The following is a 15,968-nucleotide window of genomic DNA, read 5'->3' as shown; positions in this document are numbered from 1 at the left end:
TCTGCCTCGTCTCCATGATGTAGGCCACCTCGAACCGGCGGAGTATCCGTCGGTCGCACCGGAAGGACACCGTCATGGCACGACTCGAAGCCGTCGCTCCCGACCGCACCGGTCCGATGACCCGTGCGATGTATGCGCTCGCCCGCCGCAGGTTCGGTTCGGTCCCCGAACCCTTCGCGGTGGCCGCGCACCATCCGCGGTTGATGCGTACGAGCGGAGTCCACGAGATGCTCGCCCAACGCGCCTCCACCGTCCTGCCCGCCGCGGTCCGGGAGATCGCCGTCTACCGCGTGGCGTGGACCGTCGGATGCTCGTGGTGCATCGACTTCGGGACGATGCTGCAGCGACTGGACGGACTCGACACCGAACGACTCGCCCACATCGCCGAGTACGAGACCTCCGATCTCTACAGCGACGACGAGAAAGCCGCGATCGCCTATGCCGATGCGATGACCGGCGACGTGGCGAAGGAGGTCACCGACGAACAGGTCGCCGACCTCGAGCGTCGTTTCGGGCCGGCGGGCGTCGTCGAACTCACCTATCAGATCGCGCTCGAGAACATGCGTGCGCGCATGAACTCGGCGCTGGGCATCCACGATCAGGGATTCAGCACGGACGCCTGCCGGGTACCCTGGGCCGACGAAGCCGGGAACGCATGACGCCTAGTCGAAGATGCTGTCGGGCAGGAGCACTCCGCGTCCGAGCTTCTCGGGGTTCGCGATGTCGTAGGCCGCCCAGATCCGTCCGTCCCGCACGGTCCACGCCGTCACCCGCGGAGGAAAGCCCGGCCGACCGTCCTCGGCCGGGCGACCGCGGTTCAACAGACCCATCTCGCCGTTGACGAGGACCGGTTCGAAGGCCGTCAACGCCTCGGCTCCGTAGAGCCGCAGCAGTCCGAGGATGAACCGCGCGACCTTCTCGGCTCCGACCACGACGTTCAGCGCCGTACGGGTCGTGCCGCCGGCGTCGCCGATCATGCGGGCGTCGGGATGGAGCGCGGCGACGACGGCGTCGAGGTCGGCGCCCGCGAAGGCCGCGACGAGCCGCCCGACGGCCTCCTCGTGTTCGGCCGGTGAACTCGGCGGTGGAACGGCCGAGACCGTACGGCGGGCGCGGGAGGCCAGCTGGCGGGCGGTCGGGGTGGCGACGCCGAGGATGCGGGCGATGTCGTCGAACGAGATGTCGAACGCGTCGTGGAGCACGAACGCCACGCGCTGTGCCGGTGTCAGGCTGTCGAGGACGACGAGCGCGGCCAGGCGGTTGTCCTCGTCGCGCACGATCTCGTCGAGCGGGTCCGGGGGAGCGAGGGAGCCGAGGGGCGCCACGACGGGTTCGGGCAGCCACTGGCCCACGTAGGTCTCGCGGCGCACCGCGGCCGAGCGCAGTCTGTCGAGGCACAACCGTCCTACGACTGTCGTCAGCCAGGCACGCAGGTCGCGCACCTCGGAGACATCCGCGCCCACGAGTCGCAGCCATGCGTCCTGCACGGCGTCCTCGGCGTCGGCGATGCTGCCGGTGAGTCGGTACGCCACCGACAGCAGGTGGGTGCGGTTCTCCTCGAATGTCTTCTGGGTGCTCTCGTCGAGCATGGGGACGATGCTAGACGCGATCGGCCCCGGGGCGAAGGGGTGTCGATCGCCCGTACGGATGCCGTCGGACGCCTATTCTCGTCCTCGAACGGAAGGGGCGCCGTGGACAAATACGACATCAAGCGTGAGCACCGCGAGCTGTACACCTGCTCGACCGAGGATTTCACCGAGGTGCGTGTCCCCGAGTTCGGTTACCTCGCCGTGGACGGCAAGGGCGATCCGAACGGTTCCGACGAGTACGCCGACGCCGTCGAGGCCCTCTACTCGGTGGCGTACACCCTGAAGTTCACCTCCAAGAAGGAACTCGGCCGGGATTTCGTCGTCGGACCTCTCGAGGGTCTGTGGTGGAGCGAGGACATGACCACCTTCCTCACACGGGACAAGGACTCCTGGTCGTGGCGCATGCTCATCGCGCAGCCTCCCTGGATCACCGACGACATGGTGAACGACGCGATCGAGGCTGCGGGTGACAAGACCCAAGCGAAGAAGAAGCCGCTCCCGTCCCTGCCGCGTGTGCGGCCGTTCCGGCTGACGGAGGGCAGGGCGCTGCAGATCCTGCACATCGGACCGTACGACGACGAAGGCCCTGTCCTGCTGCGCCTGCACACGCAGGTGATGCCCGAACGAGGGGTGACGTTCGCCGGCGACCACCACGAGATCTACCTGTCCGACCCTCGCCGCGCGGCTCCCGAGAAGCTGAAAACCATTCTGCGTCAACCTGTCGCAGGCATACAGGAGCGATGATGGCCGTCACCAGCGCAGGTCTGATGTTCTACCGCGTCGACGACACCGGTCTGCTCAGCGTGTGGCTCGTCCACCCCGGCGGGCCGTTCTGGAAGGGGAAGGACGAAGCGGCCTGGTCGGTGCCGAAGGGGGAGTACGGCCCGGAGGAGGATCCCCGGGAGGTCGCCCTGCGCGAGTTCACCGAGGAGTGCGGGATCGAACCGCCGGACGTGCCGCTGTCGTTGCTCGGTCGCTACCGGCAGTCGTCCGGCAAGATCGTCAGCATCTACGCGGGGGAGACGACGGACGAGTTGGAATTCGTCGAAAGCAACACGTGCGAGGTCGAATGGCCGCCGAAGTCCGGTAAGCGGATCACGATCCCGGAGGTCGACGATGCGCGCTGGATCGTCGCGGCGGACGCCGAGACGAAACTGATCAAGGGGCAGCGGCCGGTGTTGGAAGCACTGCGGGCGCGATTGGACGAAGAAGGGCGGTACTACCGCGTCGACCCGTAGCCCGGCAGCACCATCGGAACGAGGAACTGCCGCGCGATCGACGCCAGGGCGTCGTCGTCGTCGATGTCGACGACCTGACTCGGTGTGGTGAGGAACGATGCCGAGATGCGGACGATCATCTCCGCCACCAGATCGGTGTTCAGATCGGCGGCGACCGTTCCCGCGCGTTGCTCTCGCTGCAACTGCCCCGCGACGAACCGGCGGACAGCGGCGAGCATCGTTCCGTCGTCGCCTCCGATCGCACCGGCGAACAGCACCGGTTCGGTCTCGAGCAGATTGCCGATCAGCCTGTTCGTGCGGATGACGCGCAGCGCGCTGACGAATCCGAGGACCACCCTGTCGGCCACGGTGTCGGCCTGGGCGATGTCCTCGAGGAAACGCAGGAAGTAGCGGCGGAACTCGCGCATGATGACCTCGTCGACGAGGGCATCCTTCGATTCGAACTTACGGTACACGGTGATTCGCGACAGTTTCGCGCGGCGGGCGATCTCCTCCATCGAGGAGCGCTGGATGCCGGTTCGGCAGAACTGTTCGTAAGCGGCATCGAGCAGGCGCACGCGGGTCTCGTCGATCTCGGTACCCATGACGGATTCGTCCGGGAGTAGAAGTGCGTCCTGAAAGGCACGTTCCAGCAACGACGCCGATTCGGCAGGGGGCGGTAGGGAGGCGGGTGAGACCGCTCGGGAAATCGGCGACGCAGAATCCACATGTCCTCCTCGAAGTCCAGAGTTTACCGTTCCGGTCCCGGCGCGGACCATGCCGAGCAGTGATATTTCACGATTCATTGTGACCCGAGCCACAGTGTGGTTCGATGCTACAGAGAAACGCTGAATGTTTCATTGCTACATCCGCGAGTCGTAGGGGAGCGGCAGTATGGATAATCCGAGCAGGCGCGACGTTCTGAAAACCGGTGGCCTCCTGGGTGCCTTGGGGGCGTTCGCGGTGGCAGCGCCGGCCCAGGCCCGGCCCTGGAAGTGGTCACCGTCAGGATCGATACCGGGTGCGGGGAGCGGTGCCGACCCGCGACAGGTATGGGACAACGAGGCCGACCCGCTCGTCGCTTCATTGCTCGAGCGGGGCGACGTACCGAGGGTCAACGAGCTGCTGCGCACCTGGAAGAAGAACTCCCAGCCGTTACCCGAAGGACTTCCGAACGACCTGCGCGACTTCATGGAACACGCCCGGCAGCTTCCGCCCTGGGCCGATCCGGCGAAACTCGAGACGGCCGTCCGCTTCAACGAGAAGCGCGGGTTGTACCTCGGTGTGCTGTACGGATTCGTGAGCGGGATGATGAGCACGGTCATCCCGAAAGAGGCGCTGGCCGTCTACTACTCCAAGGGCGGCGCGAACATGAAGGGCCGCATCTCGAAGACTGCAAAATTGGGCTACGACATCGGTTCTCGCAACGCGTATCTGGGCGACGGCGAAATGATCGTCACAGCCGTGAAGACCAGGCTCGTCCATGCCGGCGTGCGTCATCTGCTTCCGCAGTCCTCGCACTGGTCCAACATGGCACCGGAGGACGTGCCGATCAGCCAGCACGACATGATGGTCACCTGGCACAGCCTGCCCACCAGCGTGATGCGCACGTTGAAGGAGTGGAAGGTTCCCATCCCGGCCGCGGAGGCCGACGGATTCCTGCACTCGTGGCAGGTCAGTGCGCACATGCTCGGCATCGAAGACCAGTACATCCCGGCCACCTGGGACGACGCCGAATCCCAGGCGCAGGAGGCGCTCGATCCGATCCTGGCGCCCACACCCGAGGGCGTGAAGCTCGCCGATATGCTCCTCGATCTCGGTAAGGGTCTCGACTTCTCGCTGTTGTCCCGCCCGATCCTCGGTGCGCTCACCCGCTTCGCTCTCGGCGACGAGGTCGCCAACTGGCTCAATATTCCGCGCGAACCGGTCTGGGGCACACTGCTCGACGTCGCGTGGGGTCCGTTCATCGCGGTACGCGAAGGCCTGCTGCCGCTTCCGCTGGCGCCGGATGCCTACTGGACGTTCGACGAACTGCTGCGCCAGTTCGTCCTGCTGTACATGTCGGAACTGCGCCCGATCAGCATCGAGATCCCCGAATACAACAATCCCAACTATCCCTGACCCGTTCGGGGCGAGGGGCCGGCACAGTCGCTGTGCCGGCCCCTCGTGGTGTCGATTCAGTTCTGTGCCGTATCCGCCTTCAAGGAATCGATGGCGGCCTGCAGAGCGGTGGTGGCGTCGTCGGCGACCTCCGCGAGTCCCGGCTGATCGGCGACCTGCACCATCATCTGTGGGTTCATTGCGTCGACCACCACGGTGTCGGGATCCTCGGGGTCGGTGCGGACCACGACGTTGCAGGGGAGCAAGAGCCCGATCTGCCGATCGACCGTCACCGCCCGGTGGGCGAGCGGCGGATTGCACGCACCGAGGATCACGTAATCCTCCAGGTCCTCACCGAGCTTGGCCTTCAGGGTGGCCTTCATGTCGATCTCGGTGAGAATGCCGAATCCCTGCCCGGCCAGTGCCTTGCGGGTGCGTTCGACCGCATCGTCGAACGAGGTGTGGAGGGTGGTCGAGAGTGCGAGTGTCATGGGTGTCCTGCTTTCTCTCGGAAGGGGAGGTGTCAAGCCAGGGCGAGGAAGAGCTTCTCGAGTTCGGCCTCGGTCATCGGCTCCTTGCCGTCCTGGGCCGTCTCGGTGAGGCATTCCCGCAAACCGCTCGCCACAATCTTGAATCCGGCACGGTCCAGAGCGCGGGAGACCGCGGCGAGCTGGGTTACGACATCCTTACAGTCACGACCCTGTTCGATCATCGCGATCACTCCGCCGAGCTGACCCTGCGCGCGGCGCAGCCGGTTGAGTACCAGTGCGATGCTGTCTTCGTCGCCGACCATGGAGGCGTCCTTTCCTAGTTCTGTAGACCATTGTACCCCCGGGGGTATCTGGTCGGAGTGTGAGTTGTGCGACCGATCTTCACCTTGTCGACCACGAGTGTGACAGCTACGCCGTGCGGGTATGAGGGCGACGATTGCTGCGACGCCCTGCGCTGCCGTGGTGCTTCGGTCTGCGCAGTCGGAGGGAGAACAGCGCGTGAGTGAGTTCGTCACTTCGTCTCGTGATTCAGGGCTCGCTCGCTTGGTCGACAGTTCCGGGCGAGAGCACGTTCCCGAGCGACTGCGCATCGCTGCGACCTTGGCGGTTGTGGCGTCGGTGCACGTCCTGGGCTTCGGTCTGCTGGCGTGGGCCCAATGGACGTCGGCCGCCGATGCGGTGAGTGTGAGCGTCGCACTGACCGCACACGCGTTGGGGCTGCGGCATGCTCTCGACGCCGATCACATCACCGGTATCGACAACGCGACGCGCAAGTTTGTCGGCGAAGGCCGCCGGCCCATGAGCGTGGGCCTGGCGTTCAGCCTGGGGCATTCGACAGTGGTGTTCGTGGTGACGGTCCTGGTGGCAGCCGGGGTCGGCACCGCAACGCGGTTGTTGTCCGACGACGAACCGGCGACGGCGGTGCTGGCGACGGTCGGCGCGGTGGTCGCCGGAGGTTTCCTCGTCCTCATCGCCGCCGTCAACGCCGTGGCCTGGGTGCGCTTGCGCGCCCTGCATCGCGAGCGTGAGCCGGACGCCGTGGCCGTGGAGCAGGCGCTGTCGCGGACGGCGGCGGCACGGGTGTTGCAGGCGCCCCTGCGCAGGGTGCGTCATCCCCGGCACATCTACGTGATCGGCGTCCTGTTCGGTCTGGGGTTCGATACTGCGATGACCATCGGGGTCGTCGCCGTCGCGGTCGCGACGACCCTCCCGGCGCCTCGGTGTGGTTGGTGCTGGCACTACCTTTGTGTTTCGCCGCGGGGATGACACTGGTCGACGCGATCGACGGCATCGCAATGACCAAACTCTATTCCGGTGAGGGTCTGGCACCCGGAACGAAGATCTTCTTCACGTTGATCACCACGGGTGTGTCGGTCGTCGCCGCAGCCGTGCTGGGAACCATCATTCTGGTGTCCACGGCGCGCGAGGTGTTCGCCTTGACCGACCCGTGGACCGGGTGGATCGCGGCTCTGAACCTGGAGTACGTCGGCCTGGCGCTGGCGGCGACATTTGCCGTGCTGTGGATGGGGGCGGCGCTGATCACCCGGCAGCGTTACCGAACTGCCGGGTGATCCGTTGGCTGAGGGACCGTCTCAGCCGGTGAGTCCGAGTTCGCGAGCACGGTCGAATTCGTCGTTGACGAGAACGACGTTGCGTTCGGGTGCATCGATCATCGATGCCGCGATCGACGAGCGGTAGCCGGACGCGCAGTGCACCCAGACTTCCCCCTGGGGGACCTCGTCGAGACGATCGGCGAGTTCGTGCAGTGCGATGTTGACGGCGCCGTCGATGTGCGATTCGTCGAACTCGTTCGCCTGCCGCACATCGAGGACGGTGACCTGCTGCTCGTCGCGTCTGCGGGCGAGAGCGGGGAAATCGGCGACACGATAGGAACGCAGTTCGGTGCCGGCGACGAGGGTGTGGATCTCGCCCACTGCGGCACCTTCGAGATCGTCGATGCCGATGCGGACGAGTTCGCGACGCGCGTCGAGTACCTGCTCCTCGCTCTCTCCGATCAGGGTCAACGGCGCTCCCCAGGTGTAGAGCCAGCCCAGATAGGTTACGAACGAACCGGATAGTTCGAACCCGAGGGTGCCGCCGAGGTGTCCGGCGGCGAAAGCAGTGCGTTCGCGGAGGTCGACGACCCATTCGCCGGAATCGATCCTCCGGCGCAGCTCCTCCGGATCGACGCGCTCGGGCATCGACAGGTCCNTCGTCGACGTATGCCTGTTCGTCCTGGGTCAGGGCCGGGTTCGACGTACGTTCGCGGCCGATGGTGGACTCGTCGCCGCTGGCGGGTGTGGCGGCGCAGAAACTGCCGAAGCCGTGCGTGGGGTACACCTTCGTCTCCGCAGGCAGTTCCTCGGCGAGGCGGCGCACCGAGTGGTACTGCGCGTGGGTGAGTTCGTCGGTGTGCTCCTCGCCGACGAGATCGGTCCGTCCGGTCGTGCCGAAGAGCATCGAACCGCCGGTGAACACTCCGACGGCAGTGTCGTCGGGATCGCGCAGCACATAGCTGACGTGATGATGCGTGTGGCCGGGAGTGTGCATGACCTGGAATCGGAATGCTCCGGCGTCGACGATGTCGCCGTCGACCACCGCGCGCCGCTGGTAGCCGAGATCGTCGCCGGCCGGAACGACGTATTCGGCGTTCACTGCCCTGGACAGTTCGAGACCGCCGGTGACGTAGTCGTTGTGGATGTGCGTTTCGAGCACGTGGGTGATGCGTACTCCGCGTTCGGCCGCCAGCTTCAGTACTCGGTCGATGTCGCGTTGCGGGTCCACCACGGCACCGATGTCGCCCGCGCTGATCAGGTAGCTGCGATCGCCGAGGCCGGAGGTTTCGATGATCGACACGTCCATCGGGGACTCCTTCATTCGGGGGATGTACGGGACGAATACCCGTACCCGTATGGGTGAAACGGTGGATGCGGTAGCGGTCACCGTAGGAAGATCGCGTCGACGAGCACGTAGGCGGCCACGGCGAACACCAGATAGGCGAACCAGCGTTGAAGCCGGTCGGTGTCGATGCGGGTCCCGAACTGCCCCGCGACGAGCGACCCGACGATCGCTGTGCCGGCGAAGNCGGTGATCGCCCAGTCGATGCTCGTGCCGCTCAGATGCGAGATCAGACCCGCGGCGGAATTGGCGACGATGATCACCAGCGAGGTGCCCACGGCAACCGGCATCTCGATGCCGAGCATGAGGACGAGCGCAGGGATGATCAGAAATCCGCCGCCGACACCGAACAGGCCGGTGAGAAAGCCGACCGTGAGGCCGGCCGCGATCGACCGAGGAGCGCAACGGCGCCAGTTGATTCGGGATCCTTCGGTCGAGCACGCTGTTCCGGTATCGCCACGATCGGCGAGCATCCTCGCTCCTGCCAAGACCATCACCACCGCGAACCCGATCAGAAGAGCGCGTTCCGGAAGCAACCGTCCCACGGCGCTGCCCGCGAAGGTGGCCGGAATGCCGGTGGCGGCGAAGATACCTGCCAGACGCCACTCGACCTGGCGAGCGCGTACTTTCGGAAGCACCCCCACCGCCGACGCCACGCCGACGACGATCAGTGAGATCGGGATGGCCTGCGCCATGCTCAACCCCAGGCCGAAGACCAGAGCCGGGACCGCGAGGATCGATCCGCCTCCGCCGAGCAGGCCGAGCAGCACGCCGATGACGGCACCGAAGCCCAGCGCGAGCACCAACGTCATCTCGCTCCTTTCGGTCGCATCCTCTTTCAGTGGTACCCGGGTCGATGTTGACGCCGTTGCCGAATCACGCGGACTGCGACCGCGGCGAACGCGATGACAGCGACTGTCAGGAGTAGGCCGGGACCGTGCATGTCCGTGGCCCATTGTCCGAGTGCAACTTGCAGGTCGAGCTGCTCGTCGACGCCCATGAGGCCGGTGAGATTCGCGGTGCCGTCGGTGACGAGAAACAGCACGCCGATGCCGATGAACAGCAGACCCGAGATGAGGGAGGCGGTATGAGTTCGCAATGGAGCCTGCTGAGTCAGGAGCGCACCGACCAATCCGAGTCCGGCGCCCAGAGGCGCGAGCACCGAGGTCAATCCGGCATAGAAGAGTGCGGTGCGTGCTGCAAGACGTCCCGCGCCGTCGAAGGCATACGCGAAGAAGGAGGGCAGTAGCAGCGCCGAGCACGGACTGAGCAGGGAAAGCAGGTCGCCGAGCAGGGCGCCGAGCAGACCGATCTCGGTCACGGCGCCGACCCGGCTGCTGCCTCGATGACCTGCTCGAAGACCCCGAGCGGTTGTGCGCCCAGAATCGGGGTGCCGTTGATCACGAACGACGGTGTACTTGCCACGCCGATGGTGTTCGCCTCGAGCATGTCGGCGTAGATGTCCTGGTCCACGGACGGGTCGGCGGCCTGCCGGTCGAATCGGTCCTGGTCGGGCACTCCGGCCGCAGCTGCGAAGCTGCGCAGAGCCTCCGATGTCAGGTCGGGATGACCACGATCGGGGGAGGAGGCGTAGACGGCCGTACCGAACTCCCAGAACTTCCCCTGTGCGGCAGCGGCGTGGCCGGCAAGATCTTCGGCCATCGACTGCTCGCCGAAGATCGGCAGGTCGCGCCATTCGATGCGCAGAATTCCCTCGTCCACGTACTTGTCGATCAAGGCCGCTTCGACGTCCCGGCTGAACTTGGCACAGAACGGGCAGCGGTAGTCGGAGTACGCGACCATCACCACGGGAGCGTCCACCGCGCCGATCGCCAACGGGTCGCCGTCGATGCGTCGGGACATGTCTCCGACCGGTCCCACTCCTACCGTTCGGGCGAAGCCCGGCACGGTTCCACTCTACGGCCTGCACACCGTCGTCGACGGCGGCGTGCAGGCCGCTGGTGAAGAAGTTCGGCCCGATGCTCAGGCGGTGGGGCCGCGCCGGACCTCTCGGCCCGCGGACACCCACGCTCTCGTCCCGCCGGCAACGGATACCGCGGGCCGTCCGGCCGATTCGAGGATCTCGGCTCCGCGCTTGCTCCGGTTTCCGGATGCGCAGATGACGTAGACGGTCTCTCCCGGAGCTACCTCGCTCACACGGGCGGACAGTTCGGGGAGGGGGATCAATTGGGCGCCGGGAACGTGGCCCTGGATGTACTCGTAGTCCTCGCGGACATCGAGCACCGGAGCTCCGGACTCCCACGCCTGGATCAGAGCGGCAGTGTCGACTTCGTGCATGGTGAACTCCTCGGTTCGGGTCTGTCGAGAATGGGTGAGCACTTCCGAGTTCTCCGCTCAGCCCGCCGCCACGGCGGCGCGAGAGCGTCCTCCGAGTCGTTGCAGCGGGCAGTGCTCCCTGCGGTTGCAGGCATAGATAGCGCCGGCGGCAACGACGGTGAGTGCCGCCGCGGCGATGCCGACGCCGGGATGGATCTCCTGCGCGAGGATGACGGAGGACATGATCAGGACGAACCAGCCGAAGCTCTTGCGCAGGGTGTCCGGATCGACCAGTGAGGTCAGGCGGCCGCCGATGAGGCTGCCCACGACGGCGGCACCGGTGACCATCGCCGCCAGACGCCAGTCGATCTGCACTGTGGACAGGTAGCCGCCGAGTCCGGCGAAGGACTTCATGGCGATCACGATCAGCGAGGTACCGACCGCGACCGGCATCGGCAGACCACCGAGCAGCGCCAGAGCCGGGACGACGAGGAAGCCGCCGCCGGCGCCGACGAGGCCTGTGACCAGACCGACGACCACACCGTCGAGCAGGATCTTGCCCACGGGCATGGCCTGGTCGCCGTCGTCGGCCGCGGCCTTGTTCTTACGGCCGCGGAGCATGGCGATCGCTGTTGCGATCATCATTACGGCGAAGCCGAGCAGCAGGACGGTGCCGGGTATGAAGCGCGAGAGCAGACCCCCGCCGTAGGCGCCGACCATGCCGGCCAGACCGAACAGGATTCCGGTGCGCCACTGCACGCGGCCGGCGCGTGCATGGGAAATCGCGCCGACCGCGCTGGTGACACCCACGACCAGCAGCGAAGTGGCAATCGCTTCCTTTGCGTCCATACCTGCCACGTAAGCGAGCAGCGGGACGGTGAGAATCGAGCCCCCGCCACCGAGCAGTCCGAGGGTGACACCGACGAGGACTGCCAGAGCTACGGTCAACGCGATCATGATCAGTTCCTCTCGGCGCTTTCGGTATTCGACTGGACAAGCTGCGCGACGATGCTCTGGGCGTCGCACGAGGCGCCGCGGTTGTAGGGCAGCTTGGACAGCAGCATGCCCATTGCGCAGGTGTTCGACAGTGCGGCGAAGGTCAACCCACCGCCGATTCCGGCGGCGAGCCACTTGAGCTTCGGCACGGCGATGCTGCCGAGAACCGAGCTCAGCACGAGCGAACCGGCGACGAGCCGGACCTGGCGTTCGAGGTCCCAGCGTTCGGCGCCGCGGTTGACGGGCAGGCCGGCCGCTTCCCAGCCGAGCATGCCGCCCTCGAGGATGTGGAGGTTGAACAATCCTGCGTCGCGCAGGGTCTCTTCGGCTTGACCGGCACGCTGTCCGGAGCGACACACCAGGACGACGTTCTCGTCGAAATGAGCGCAGAACTCGTCGCGGTGCTCGCGCAACAGGTCCAGGGGGACGTTGTAGGCGCCGGGGATGTGCACGGACTCGAACTCGCCCGGAGTCCGGACGTCGATGATCCGCACGTTCTTGCCGGAGTCGATCGACTCGTGCAAGGAGTTCGGGTCGACGGTGACAGCGGGGGACTCGGTCATGGGGGGCCTTTCGATCGGGGAATCGGATGGGGCTGATAAAAGTGCCCCAGGGGGTATTCTTCGACTATCGTACACATACCCCTGGGGGTATATGCAAGGAGCTTGTTGGGTGAGCTCAGGCGAGGCCGAGGAACAACTTCTCGAGTTCCTTCTCGGTGATGCGGTCGTCGCAGGCGGCGTCCTGTTCGTCGAGGATGCATCGGCGGAGCCGGTCCGAGATGATCTTGAATCCGGCGCGATGCAGCGCGTGGGATGTCGCTGCGAGCTGAATGACCACCTCGCGCAGATCGCGGTCGGTTTTCGAGCATCGTGATAACCGCGGTGAGCTGGCCTTGTGCTCGGCGCAGGCGTCGCAGGGCGGCGGTATCGGCTTCCGGATTCTCCATCGGTAACTCCCTGCTCGATCCTGCGCTGNTTCCGCCGCATAGGTATTGGTGTCCATATCTCGGGGGGAACGCCCCGTTGCCGTGGTGCTCGGTCCGCGTAGGTGGAGGGAGAACAGCGCTTGAGTGACTACGCCACCTCGTCTCGCGGGTCGAGGCTCGCCCGCCTGATCGATAGTTCCGAGCGAGAACGCGTTCCCGAGCGGCTACGCATTGCTGCGACCTTGGCGGTTGTGGCCTCGGTACATGTCCTGGGATTCGGGTTGCTGGCGTGGGCGCAGTGGACGTCGGCTGCCGATGCGGTGGGTGTGGGCGTCGCGCTCACCGCATACGCGTTGGGGCTGCGGCACGCTCTCGACGCCGACCACATCACCGGCATCGACAACGCGACTCGCAAGTTCGTCGGTGAAGGGCGTCGGCCCATGAGCGTAGGACTGGCGTTCAGCCTGGGACATTCGACGGTGGTGTTCGTGGTGACCGCCTTGGTGGCTGCCGGAGTCGGGGCCGCGACCCGGCTGGTGTCCGACGACGAGCCGATGACTGCGCTGTTGGCGACGGTCGGCGCGATGGTCGCCGGAGGTTTCCTCGTACTGATCGCGGCGGTCAACACTGTGGCCTGGCTGCGGTTTTGGGCCCTGTACCGCGAGCGCGACCCGGACGCCACTGCCGTGGAAGTGGCGTTGTCGCGCACGGCGGTGGCCCGAGTGTTGCAGGCGCCTCTGCGGAGAGTGCGGTATCCCCGGCACATCTACGTGCTCGGTGTCCTGTTCGGGCTGGGATTCGACACCGCGATGACCATCGGGGTCGTCGCCGCCGCGGTCGCGACGACCCTCACCGGCGTGTCGGTGTGGTTGGTGCTGGCACTGCCTCTGTGTTTCGCCGCGGGTATGACCCTCGTCGACGCGCTCGACGGTATCGCGATGACCAAGCTCTACTCCGGGGAGGGGTTGGCGCCCGGAACGAAGATCTTCTTCACGCTGATCACCACGGGTGTGTCGGTCGTCGCCGCAGCGGTGCTGGGGACGATCATCCTGGTGTCCACGGCGCATGAGGCGCTCGAATTGACCGACCCGTGGACCGGTTGGGTCGCGGATCTGGACCTTGATTACATCGGTATCGCACTGGCGGCGACCTTTGCCGTGCTGTGGATCGGCGCGGTGGTGCTCACCCGGCAGCGTTGCCGCTGCCGGGTGAGCCGTCGAGAGCAGGAGGTCCGCGTCAACCGGTGAGTCCGAGCTCGCGGGCACGGTCGAATTCGTCGTTGACGAGAACGACGTTGCGTTCGGGTGCATCGATCATCGATGCCGCGATCGACGAGCGGTAGCCGGACGCGCAGTGCACCCAGACCTCCCCTTGGGGGACCTCGTCGAGACGACCGGGGAGTTCGTGCAGTGCGATGTTGACCGCGCCGTCGATGTGCGATTCGTCGAATTCGTTCGCCTGCCGTACATCGAGGACGGTGACCTGCTGCTCGTCGCGTCTGCAGGCGAGGGCGGGGAAATCGGCGACGCGATAGGAACGCAGTTCGGTGCCGGCGACGAGGGTGTGGATCTCACCCACCGCCGCGCCTTCGAGATCGTCGATGCCGATGCGGACGAGTTCGCGACGAGCGTCGAGTACCTGCTCCTCGCTCTCTCCGATGAGGGTCAACGGCGCTCCCCAGGTGTAGAGCCAGCCCAGATAGGTCACGAACGAACCGGACAGTTCGAATCCGAGGGTGCCGCCGAGGTGCCCGGCGGCGAAGGCGGTGCGCTCGCGGAGGTCGACCACCCATTCGCCGGCGTCGATCCTCCGGCGCAACTCGTCCGGATCGACGCGCTCGGGCATCGACAGGTCGACCGGCGCAGGTCCGGCGCGGTTGATCACTCCCATATGGGCGTAATAGGCAGGGTAGGCGGCCAGCCCCGCGAGCAGTTCGTCGACGTATGCCTGTTCGTCCTGGGTCAGGGCCGGGTTCGACGCACGTTCGCGGCCGATGGTGGACTCATCGCCGCTGGCGGGTGTGGCGGCACAGAAGCTGCCGAAGCCGTGCGTGGGGTACACCTTCGTCTCGGCGGGCAGTTCCTCGGCGAGGCGGCGCACCGAGTGGTACTGCGCGTGGGTGAGTTCGTCGGTGTGCTCCTCGCCGACGAGATCGGTCCGTCCGGTCGTGCCGAAGAGCATCGAACCGCCGGTGAACACTCCGACGGCAGTGTCGTCGGGATCGCGCAGCACATAGCTGACGTGATGATGGGTGTGGCCGGGAGTGTGCATGACCTGGAAGCGGAAGGCTCCGGCGTCGATGATGTCGCCGTCGACCACCGCGCGCCGCTGGTAGCCGAGGTCGTCCACGGCGGGAACGACGTATTCCGCGTTCAGGACCCGGGACAGTTCGAGACCGCCGGTGACGTAGTCGTTGTGGATGTGTGTTTCGAGTACGTGGGTGATGCGCACCCCGCGTTCGGCCGCCAGTTTCAGTACGCGGTCGATGTCGCGCTGCGGGTCGACCACGGCGCCGACGTCACCCGCANCTGCGATCGCCGAGGCCGGAGGTTTCGATGATCGACACGTCCATCGTCAGACTCCTTCGTTCGAGGGATGTTCGGAACGGATACCCGTACCCGTATAGGCGAAACGATGGGTGCTGCATCGATTACCGCAGGAAGATCGCGTCCACGAGCACGTAGGCGGCCACGGCGAACACCAGATAGGCGAACCAGCGTTGAAGCCGGTCGGTGTCGACACGGGTGCCGAACTGCCCCGCGATGAGCGACCCGACGATCGCGGTGCCGGCGAAAGCGGCGGTGATCGCCCAGTCGATGCTCGTGCCGCTCAGATGCGAGATCAGGCCCGCGGCGGAATTGGCGACGATGATCACGAGCGAAGTGCCCACGGCGACGGGCATCTCGATGCCGAGCATGAGGACGAGCGCCGGGATGATGAGAAATCCACCGCCGACTCCGAACAGGCCGGTGAGGAAGCCGACTGCGAGGCCGGCCGAGATCGACCGAGGGGCGCATCGACGCCAGTTGATTCCGGAGTTCCCGGTCGAGCACGCCGTTCCGGTGTCGCCACGGTCGGCGAGCATCCGCGCGCCTGCCACCACCATCACCATCGCGAAGCCGATCAGCAAGGCGCGTTCGGGTAGCAGGCGTCCCACGGCGCTGCCGGCGAAAGTGGCCGGAATGCCGGTGGCAGCGAAGATCCCCGCCAGGCGCCATTCGACCTGGTGAGCGCGCACTTTCGGCAACGCTCCTACTGCCGACGCCACACCGACGACGATCAGCGAGATCGGGATGGCCTCCTCCATACTCAGCCCCAGTCCGAAGACCAGCGCGGGAACCGCGAGGATCGATCCGCCTCCGCCGAGCAGACCCAGCAGCACGCCGATGACGGCACCGAAGCCGAGCGCGAGCGCCAACGTCATGGAGATCCCCTCTGTCGAATCCTCTGTCGGCAATACCCCGGCCGGACG

Annotated in this window: 18 protein-coding genes and 5 pseudogenes; 7 read left to right on the top strand and 16 right to left on the bottom strand. The window is 66.2% G+C overall.

Annotated elements, in window-relative coordinates; all coding sequences use genetic code 11:
- Window positions 1–74 precede the first annotated feature (74 nt).
- A complete protein-coding gene (locus QR64_RS23860) occupies window positions 75–659 on the top strand; it encodes a carboxymuconolactone decarboxylase family protein (protein ID WP_006551714.1) in 585 nt (194 codons plus the stop codon).
- A 3-nt stretch (window positions 660–662) separates the two neighbouring features.
- Here the strand turns inward: QR64_RS23860 and QR64_RS23855 are convergent, their stop codons facing one another.
- Window positions 663–1,589, bottom strand: coding sequence for a sigma-70 family RNA polymerase sigma factor (locus QR64_RS23855; RefSeq protein ID WP_024103063.1), 927 nt, complete (start codon window positions 1,587–1,589; stop codon window positions 663–665).
- Window positions 1,590–1,691: 102 nt separating this feature from the next.
- Here QR64_RS23855 and QR64_RS23850 point away from each other — a divergent pair, with 102 nt between their 5' ends.
- Window positions 1,692–2,333, top strand: coding sequence for a GyrI-like domain-containing protein (locus tag QR64_RS23850; RefSeq protein WP_039587626.1), 642 nt, complete (start codon window positions 1,692–1,694; stop codon window positions 2,331–2,333).
- Complete coding sequence (locus tag QR64_RS23845; protein ID WP_039587624.1) at window positions 2,333–2,827, top strand: NUDIX domain-containing protein; 495 nt, start codon at window positions 2,333–2,335, stop codon at window positions 2,825–2,827. Before QR64_RS23850 ends, QR64_RS23845 begins: the two co-directional genes overlap by 1 nt.
- Here the strand turns inward: QR64_RS23845 and QR64_RS23840 are convergent.
- Entirely contained in the window at window positions 2,809–3,411 is a 603-nt protein-coding gene (locus QR64_RS23840) for a TetR/AcrR family transcriptional regulator (protein WP_083543549.1), read from the bottom strand. The two genes, QR64_RS23845 and QR64_RS23840, sit on opposite strands and share 19 nt — an antisense overlap.
- Before the next feature lie 289 nt (window positions 3,412–3,700).
- On the opposite strand from QR64_RS23840, the gene QR64_RS23835 reads away from it, so the two are divergent.
- Window positions 3,701–4,927 (top strand): oxygenase MpaB family protein, encoded by a 1,227-nt coding sequence (locus QR64_RS23835; protein ID WP_039587620.1) that lies wholly within the window; start codon window positions 3,701–3,703, stop codon window positions 4,925–4,927.
- A gap of 56 nt (window positions 4,928–4,983) precedes the next feature.
- Here QR64_RS23835 and QR64_RS23830 read toward each other — a convergent pair whose 3' ends face one another.
- Window positions 4,984–5,397: a DUF302 domain-containing protein gene (locus QR64_RS23830; protein ID WP_039587618.1), complete on the bottom strand. Its 414-nt coding sequence runs from the start codon at window positions 5,395–5,397 to the stop codon at window positions 4,984–4,986.
- Window positions 5,398–5,429: 32 nt separating this feature from the next.
- Window positions 5,430–5,699 carry a metal-sensitive transcriptional regulator gene (locus QR64_RS23825; protein ID WP_016695659.1) on the bottom strand — a complete coding sequence of 90 codons (270 nt, stop codon included), beginning with the start codon at window positions 5,697–5,699 and terminating at the stop codon, window positions 5,430–5,432.
- Window positions 5,700–5,940: 241 nt separating this feature from the next.
- Between QR64_RS23825 and QR64_RS28635 the strand changes: the two genes are divergently transcribed.
- On the top strand, window positions 5,941–6,663 hold the full coding sequence (locus QR64_RS28635) for a hypothetical protein (protein WP_268814384.1): 723 nt from the start codon (window positions 5,941–5,943) through the stop codon (window positions 6,661–6,663).
- A complete protein-coding gene (locus QR64_RS28630) occupies window positions 6,660–6,968 on the top strand; it encodes a hypothetical protein (protein ID WP_052227411.1) in 309 nt (102 codons plus the stop codon). Before QR64_RS28635 ends, QR64_RS28630 begins: the two co-directional genes overlap by 4 nt.
- Before the next feature lie 21 nt (window positions 6,969–6,989).
- Here QR64_RS28630 and QR64_RS28495 read toward each other — a convergent pair.
- The 10 genes and pseudogenes from QR64_RS28495 to QR64_RS23780 form a co-directional block, all read right to left on the bottom strand.
- A pseudogene (locus tag QR64_RS28495) lies at window positions 6,990–7,608 on the bottom strand (rhodanese-like domain-containing protein); the annotation flags it as partial.
- Between the two features lies 1 nt (window position 7,609).
- Window positions 7,610–8,259 (bottom strand): annotated as a pseudogene (locus QR64_RS28490) (MBL fold metallo-hydrolase); the annotation flags it as partial.
- 77 nt (window positions 8,260–8,336) lie between these two features.
- Window positions 8,337–8,481 (bottom strand): annotated as a pseudogene (locus QR64_RS28485) (sulfite exporter TauE/SafE family protein); the annotation flags it as partial.
- A gap of 1 nt (window position 8,482) precedes the next feature.
- The coding region (locus QR64_RS23810; protein WP_235367319.1) for a sulfite exporter TauE/SafE family protein at window positions 8,483–9,107 on the bottom strand (625 nt) is incomplete at its 3' end.
- A 26-nt stretch (window positions 9,108–9,133) separates the two neighbouring features.
- Window positions 9,134–9,616, bottom strand: a complete 483-nt coding sequence (locus QR64_RS23805) for a hypothetical protein (protein WP_039587612.1) — start codon at window positions 9,614–9,616, stop codon at window positions 9,134–9,136.
- The gene (locus QR64_RS23800; protein ID WP_083543719.1) at window positions 9,613–10,158 is read right to left on the bottom strand and encodes a DsbA family protein; all 546 of its coding nucleotides are present in this window, start codon (window positions 10,156–10,158) and stop codon (window positions 9,613–9,615) included. The genes QR64_RS23805 and QR64_RS23800 overlap by 4 nt, the downstream gene beginning before the upstream one ends.
- A 120-nt stretch (window positions 10,159–10,278) precedes the next feature.
- Window positions 10,279–10,593, bottom strand: a complete 315-nt coding sequence (locus tag QR64_RS23795; protein ID WP_039587717.1) for a rhodanese-like domain-containing protein — start codon at window positions 10,591–10,593, stop codon at window positions 10,279–10,281.
- A 57-nt stretch (window positions 10,594–10,650) separates the two neighbouring features.
- Window positions 10,651–11,529: a sulfite exporter TauE/SafE family protein gene (locus QR64_RS23790; protein WP_039587610.1), complete on the bottom strand. Its 879-nt coding sequence runs from the start codon at window positions 11,527–11,529 to the stop codon at window positions 10,651–10,653.
- Between the two features lie 2 nt (window positions 11,530–11,531).
- On the bottom strand, window positions 11,532–12,131 hold the full coding sequence (locus QR64_RS23785) for a rhodanese-like domain-containing protein (protein ID WP_039587607.1): 600 nt from the start codon (window positions 12,129–12,131) through the stop codon (window positions 11,532–11,534).
- A gap of 115 nt (window positions 12,132–12,246) precedes the next feature.
- Window positions 12,247–12,517, bottom strand: a pseudogene (locus QR64_RS23780) (metal-sensitive transcriptional regulator).
- 119 nt (window positions 12,518–12,636) lie between these two features.
- Here QR64_RS23780 and QR64_RS23775 point away from each other — a divergent pair.
- On the top strand, window positions 12,637–13,743 hold the full coding sequence (locus tag QR64_RS23775) for a HoxN/HupN/NixA family nickel/cobalt transporter (RefSeq protein ID WP_235367317.1): 1,107 nt from the start codon (window positions 12,637–12,639) through the stop codon (window positions 13,741–13,743).
- Here the strand turns inward: QR64_RS23775 and QR64_RS23770 are convergent.
- Both QR64_RS23770 and QR64_RS23765 read right to left on the bottom strand, forming a co-directional pair.
- Window positions 13,733–15,023, bottom strand: a pseudogene (locus QR64_RS23770) (MBL fold metallo-hydrolase); the annotation flags it as partial. The gene QR64_RS23775 and the pseudogene QR64_RS23770 sit on opposite strands and share 11 nt — an antisense overlap.
- A 123-nt stretch (window positions 15,024–15,146) precedes the next feature.
- Window positions 15,147–15,920: a sulfite exporter TauE/SafE family protein gene (locus QR64_RS23765; RefSeq protein WP_039587605.1), complete on the bottom strand. Its 774-nt coding sequence runs from the start codon at window positions 15,918–15,920 to the stop codon at window positions 15,147–15,149.
- Between the last annotated feature and the right edge of the window lie 48 nt (window positions 15,921–15,968).

The organism is Rhodococcus sp. Chr-9 (assembly GCF_000801125.1).
In the GTDB taxonomy this organism is placed as follows: domain Bacteria; phylum Actinomycetota; class Actinomycetes; order Mycobacteriales; family Mycobacteriaceae; genus Rhodococcus; species Rhodococcus pyridinivorans.
Note: the sequence above shows the minus strand (reverse complement) of the source record. Positions and strands in the feature narration are given on the sequence as shown.

Bases quoted from the DNA above. Each gene is read 5' to 3' on its own strand.
- QR64_RS23845 (WP_039587624.1), top strand. From the start codon at position 2,333: ATGGCCGTCACCAGCGCAGGTCTGATGTTCTACCGCGTCGACGACACC.
- QR64_RS23790 (WP_039587610.1), bottom strand. From the start codon at position 11,529: ATGATCGCGTTGACCGTAGCTCTGGCAGTCCTCGTCGGTGTCACCCTC.
- QR64_RS23855 (WP_024103063.1), bottom strand. From the start codon at position 1,589: ATGCTCGACGAGAGCACCCAGAAGACATTCGAGGAGAACCGCACCCAC.
- QR64_RS28630 (WP_052227411.1), top strand. From the start codon at position 6,660: ATGACACTGGTCGACGCGATCGACGGCATCGCAATGACCAAACTCTAT.
- QR64_RS23860 (WP_006551714.1), top strand. From the start codon at position 75: ATGGCACGACTCGAAGCCGTCGCTCCCGACCGCACCGGTCCGATGACC.
- QR64_RS23840 (WP_083543549.1), bottom strand. From the start codon at position 3,411: ATGGGTACCGAGATCGACGAGACCCGCGTGCGCCTGCTCGATGCCGCT.
- QR64_RS23800 (WP_083543719.1), bottom strand. From the start codon at position 10,158: ATGTCCCGACGCATCGACGGCGACCCGTTGGCGATCGGCGCGGTGGAC.
- QR64_RS23765 (WP_039587605.1), bottom strand. From the start codon at position 15,920: ATGACGTTGGCGCTCGCGCTCGGCTTCGGTGCCGTCATCGGCGTGCTG.
- QR64_RS23835 (WP_039587620.1), top strand. From the start codon at position 3,701: ATGGATAATCCGAGCAGGCGCGACGTTCTGAAAACCGGTGGCCTCCTG.
- QR64_RS23825 (WP_016695659.1), bottom strand. From the start codon at position 5,699: ATGGTCGGCGACGAAGACAGCATCGCACTGGTACTCAACCGGCTGCGC.
- QR64_RS23795 (WP_039587717.1), bottom strand. From the start codon at position 10,593: ATGCACGAAGTCGACACTGCCGCTCTGATCCAGGCGTGGGAGTCCGGA.
- QR64_RS23785 (WP_039587607.1), bottom strand. From the start codon at position 12,131: ATGACCGAGTCCCCCGCTGTCACCGTCGACCCGAACTCCTTGCACGAG.
- QR64_RS23830 (WP_039587618.1), bottom strand. From the start codon at position 5,397: ATGACACTCGCACTCTCGACCACCCTCCACACCTCGTTCGACGATGCG.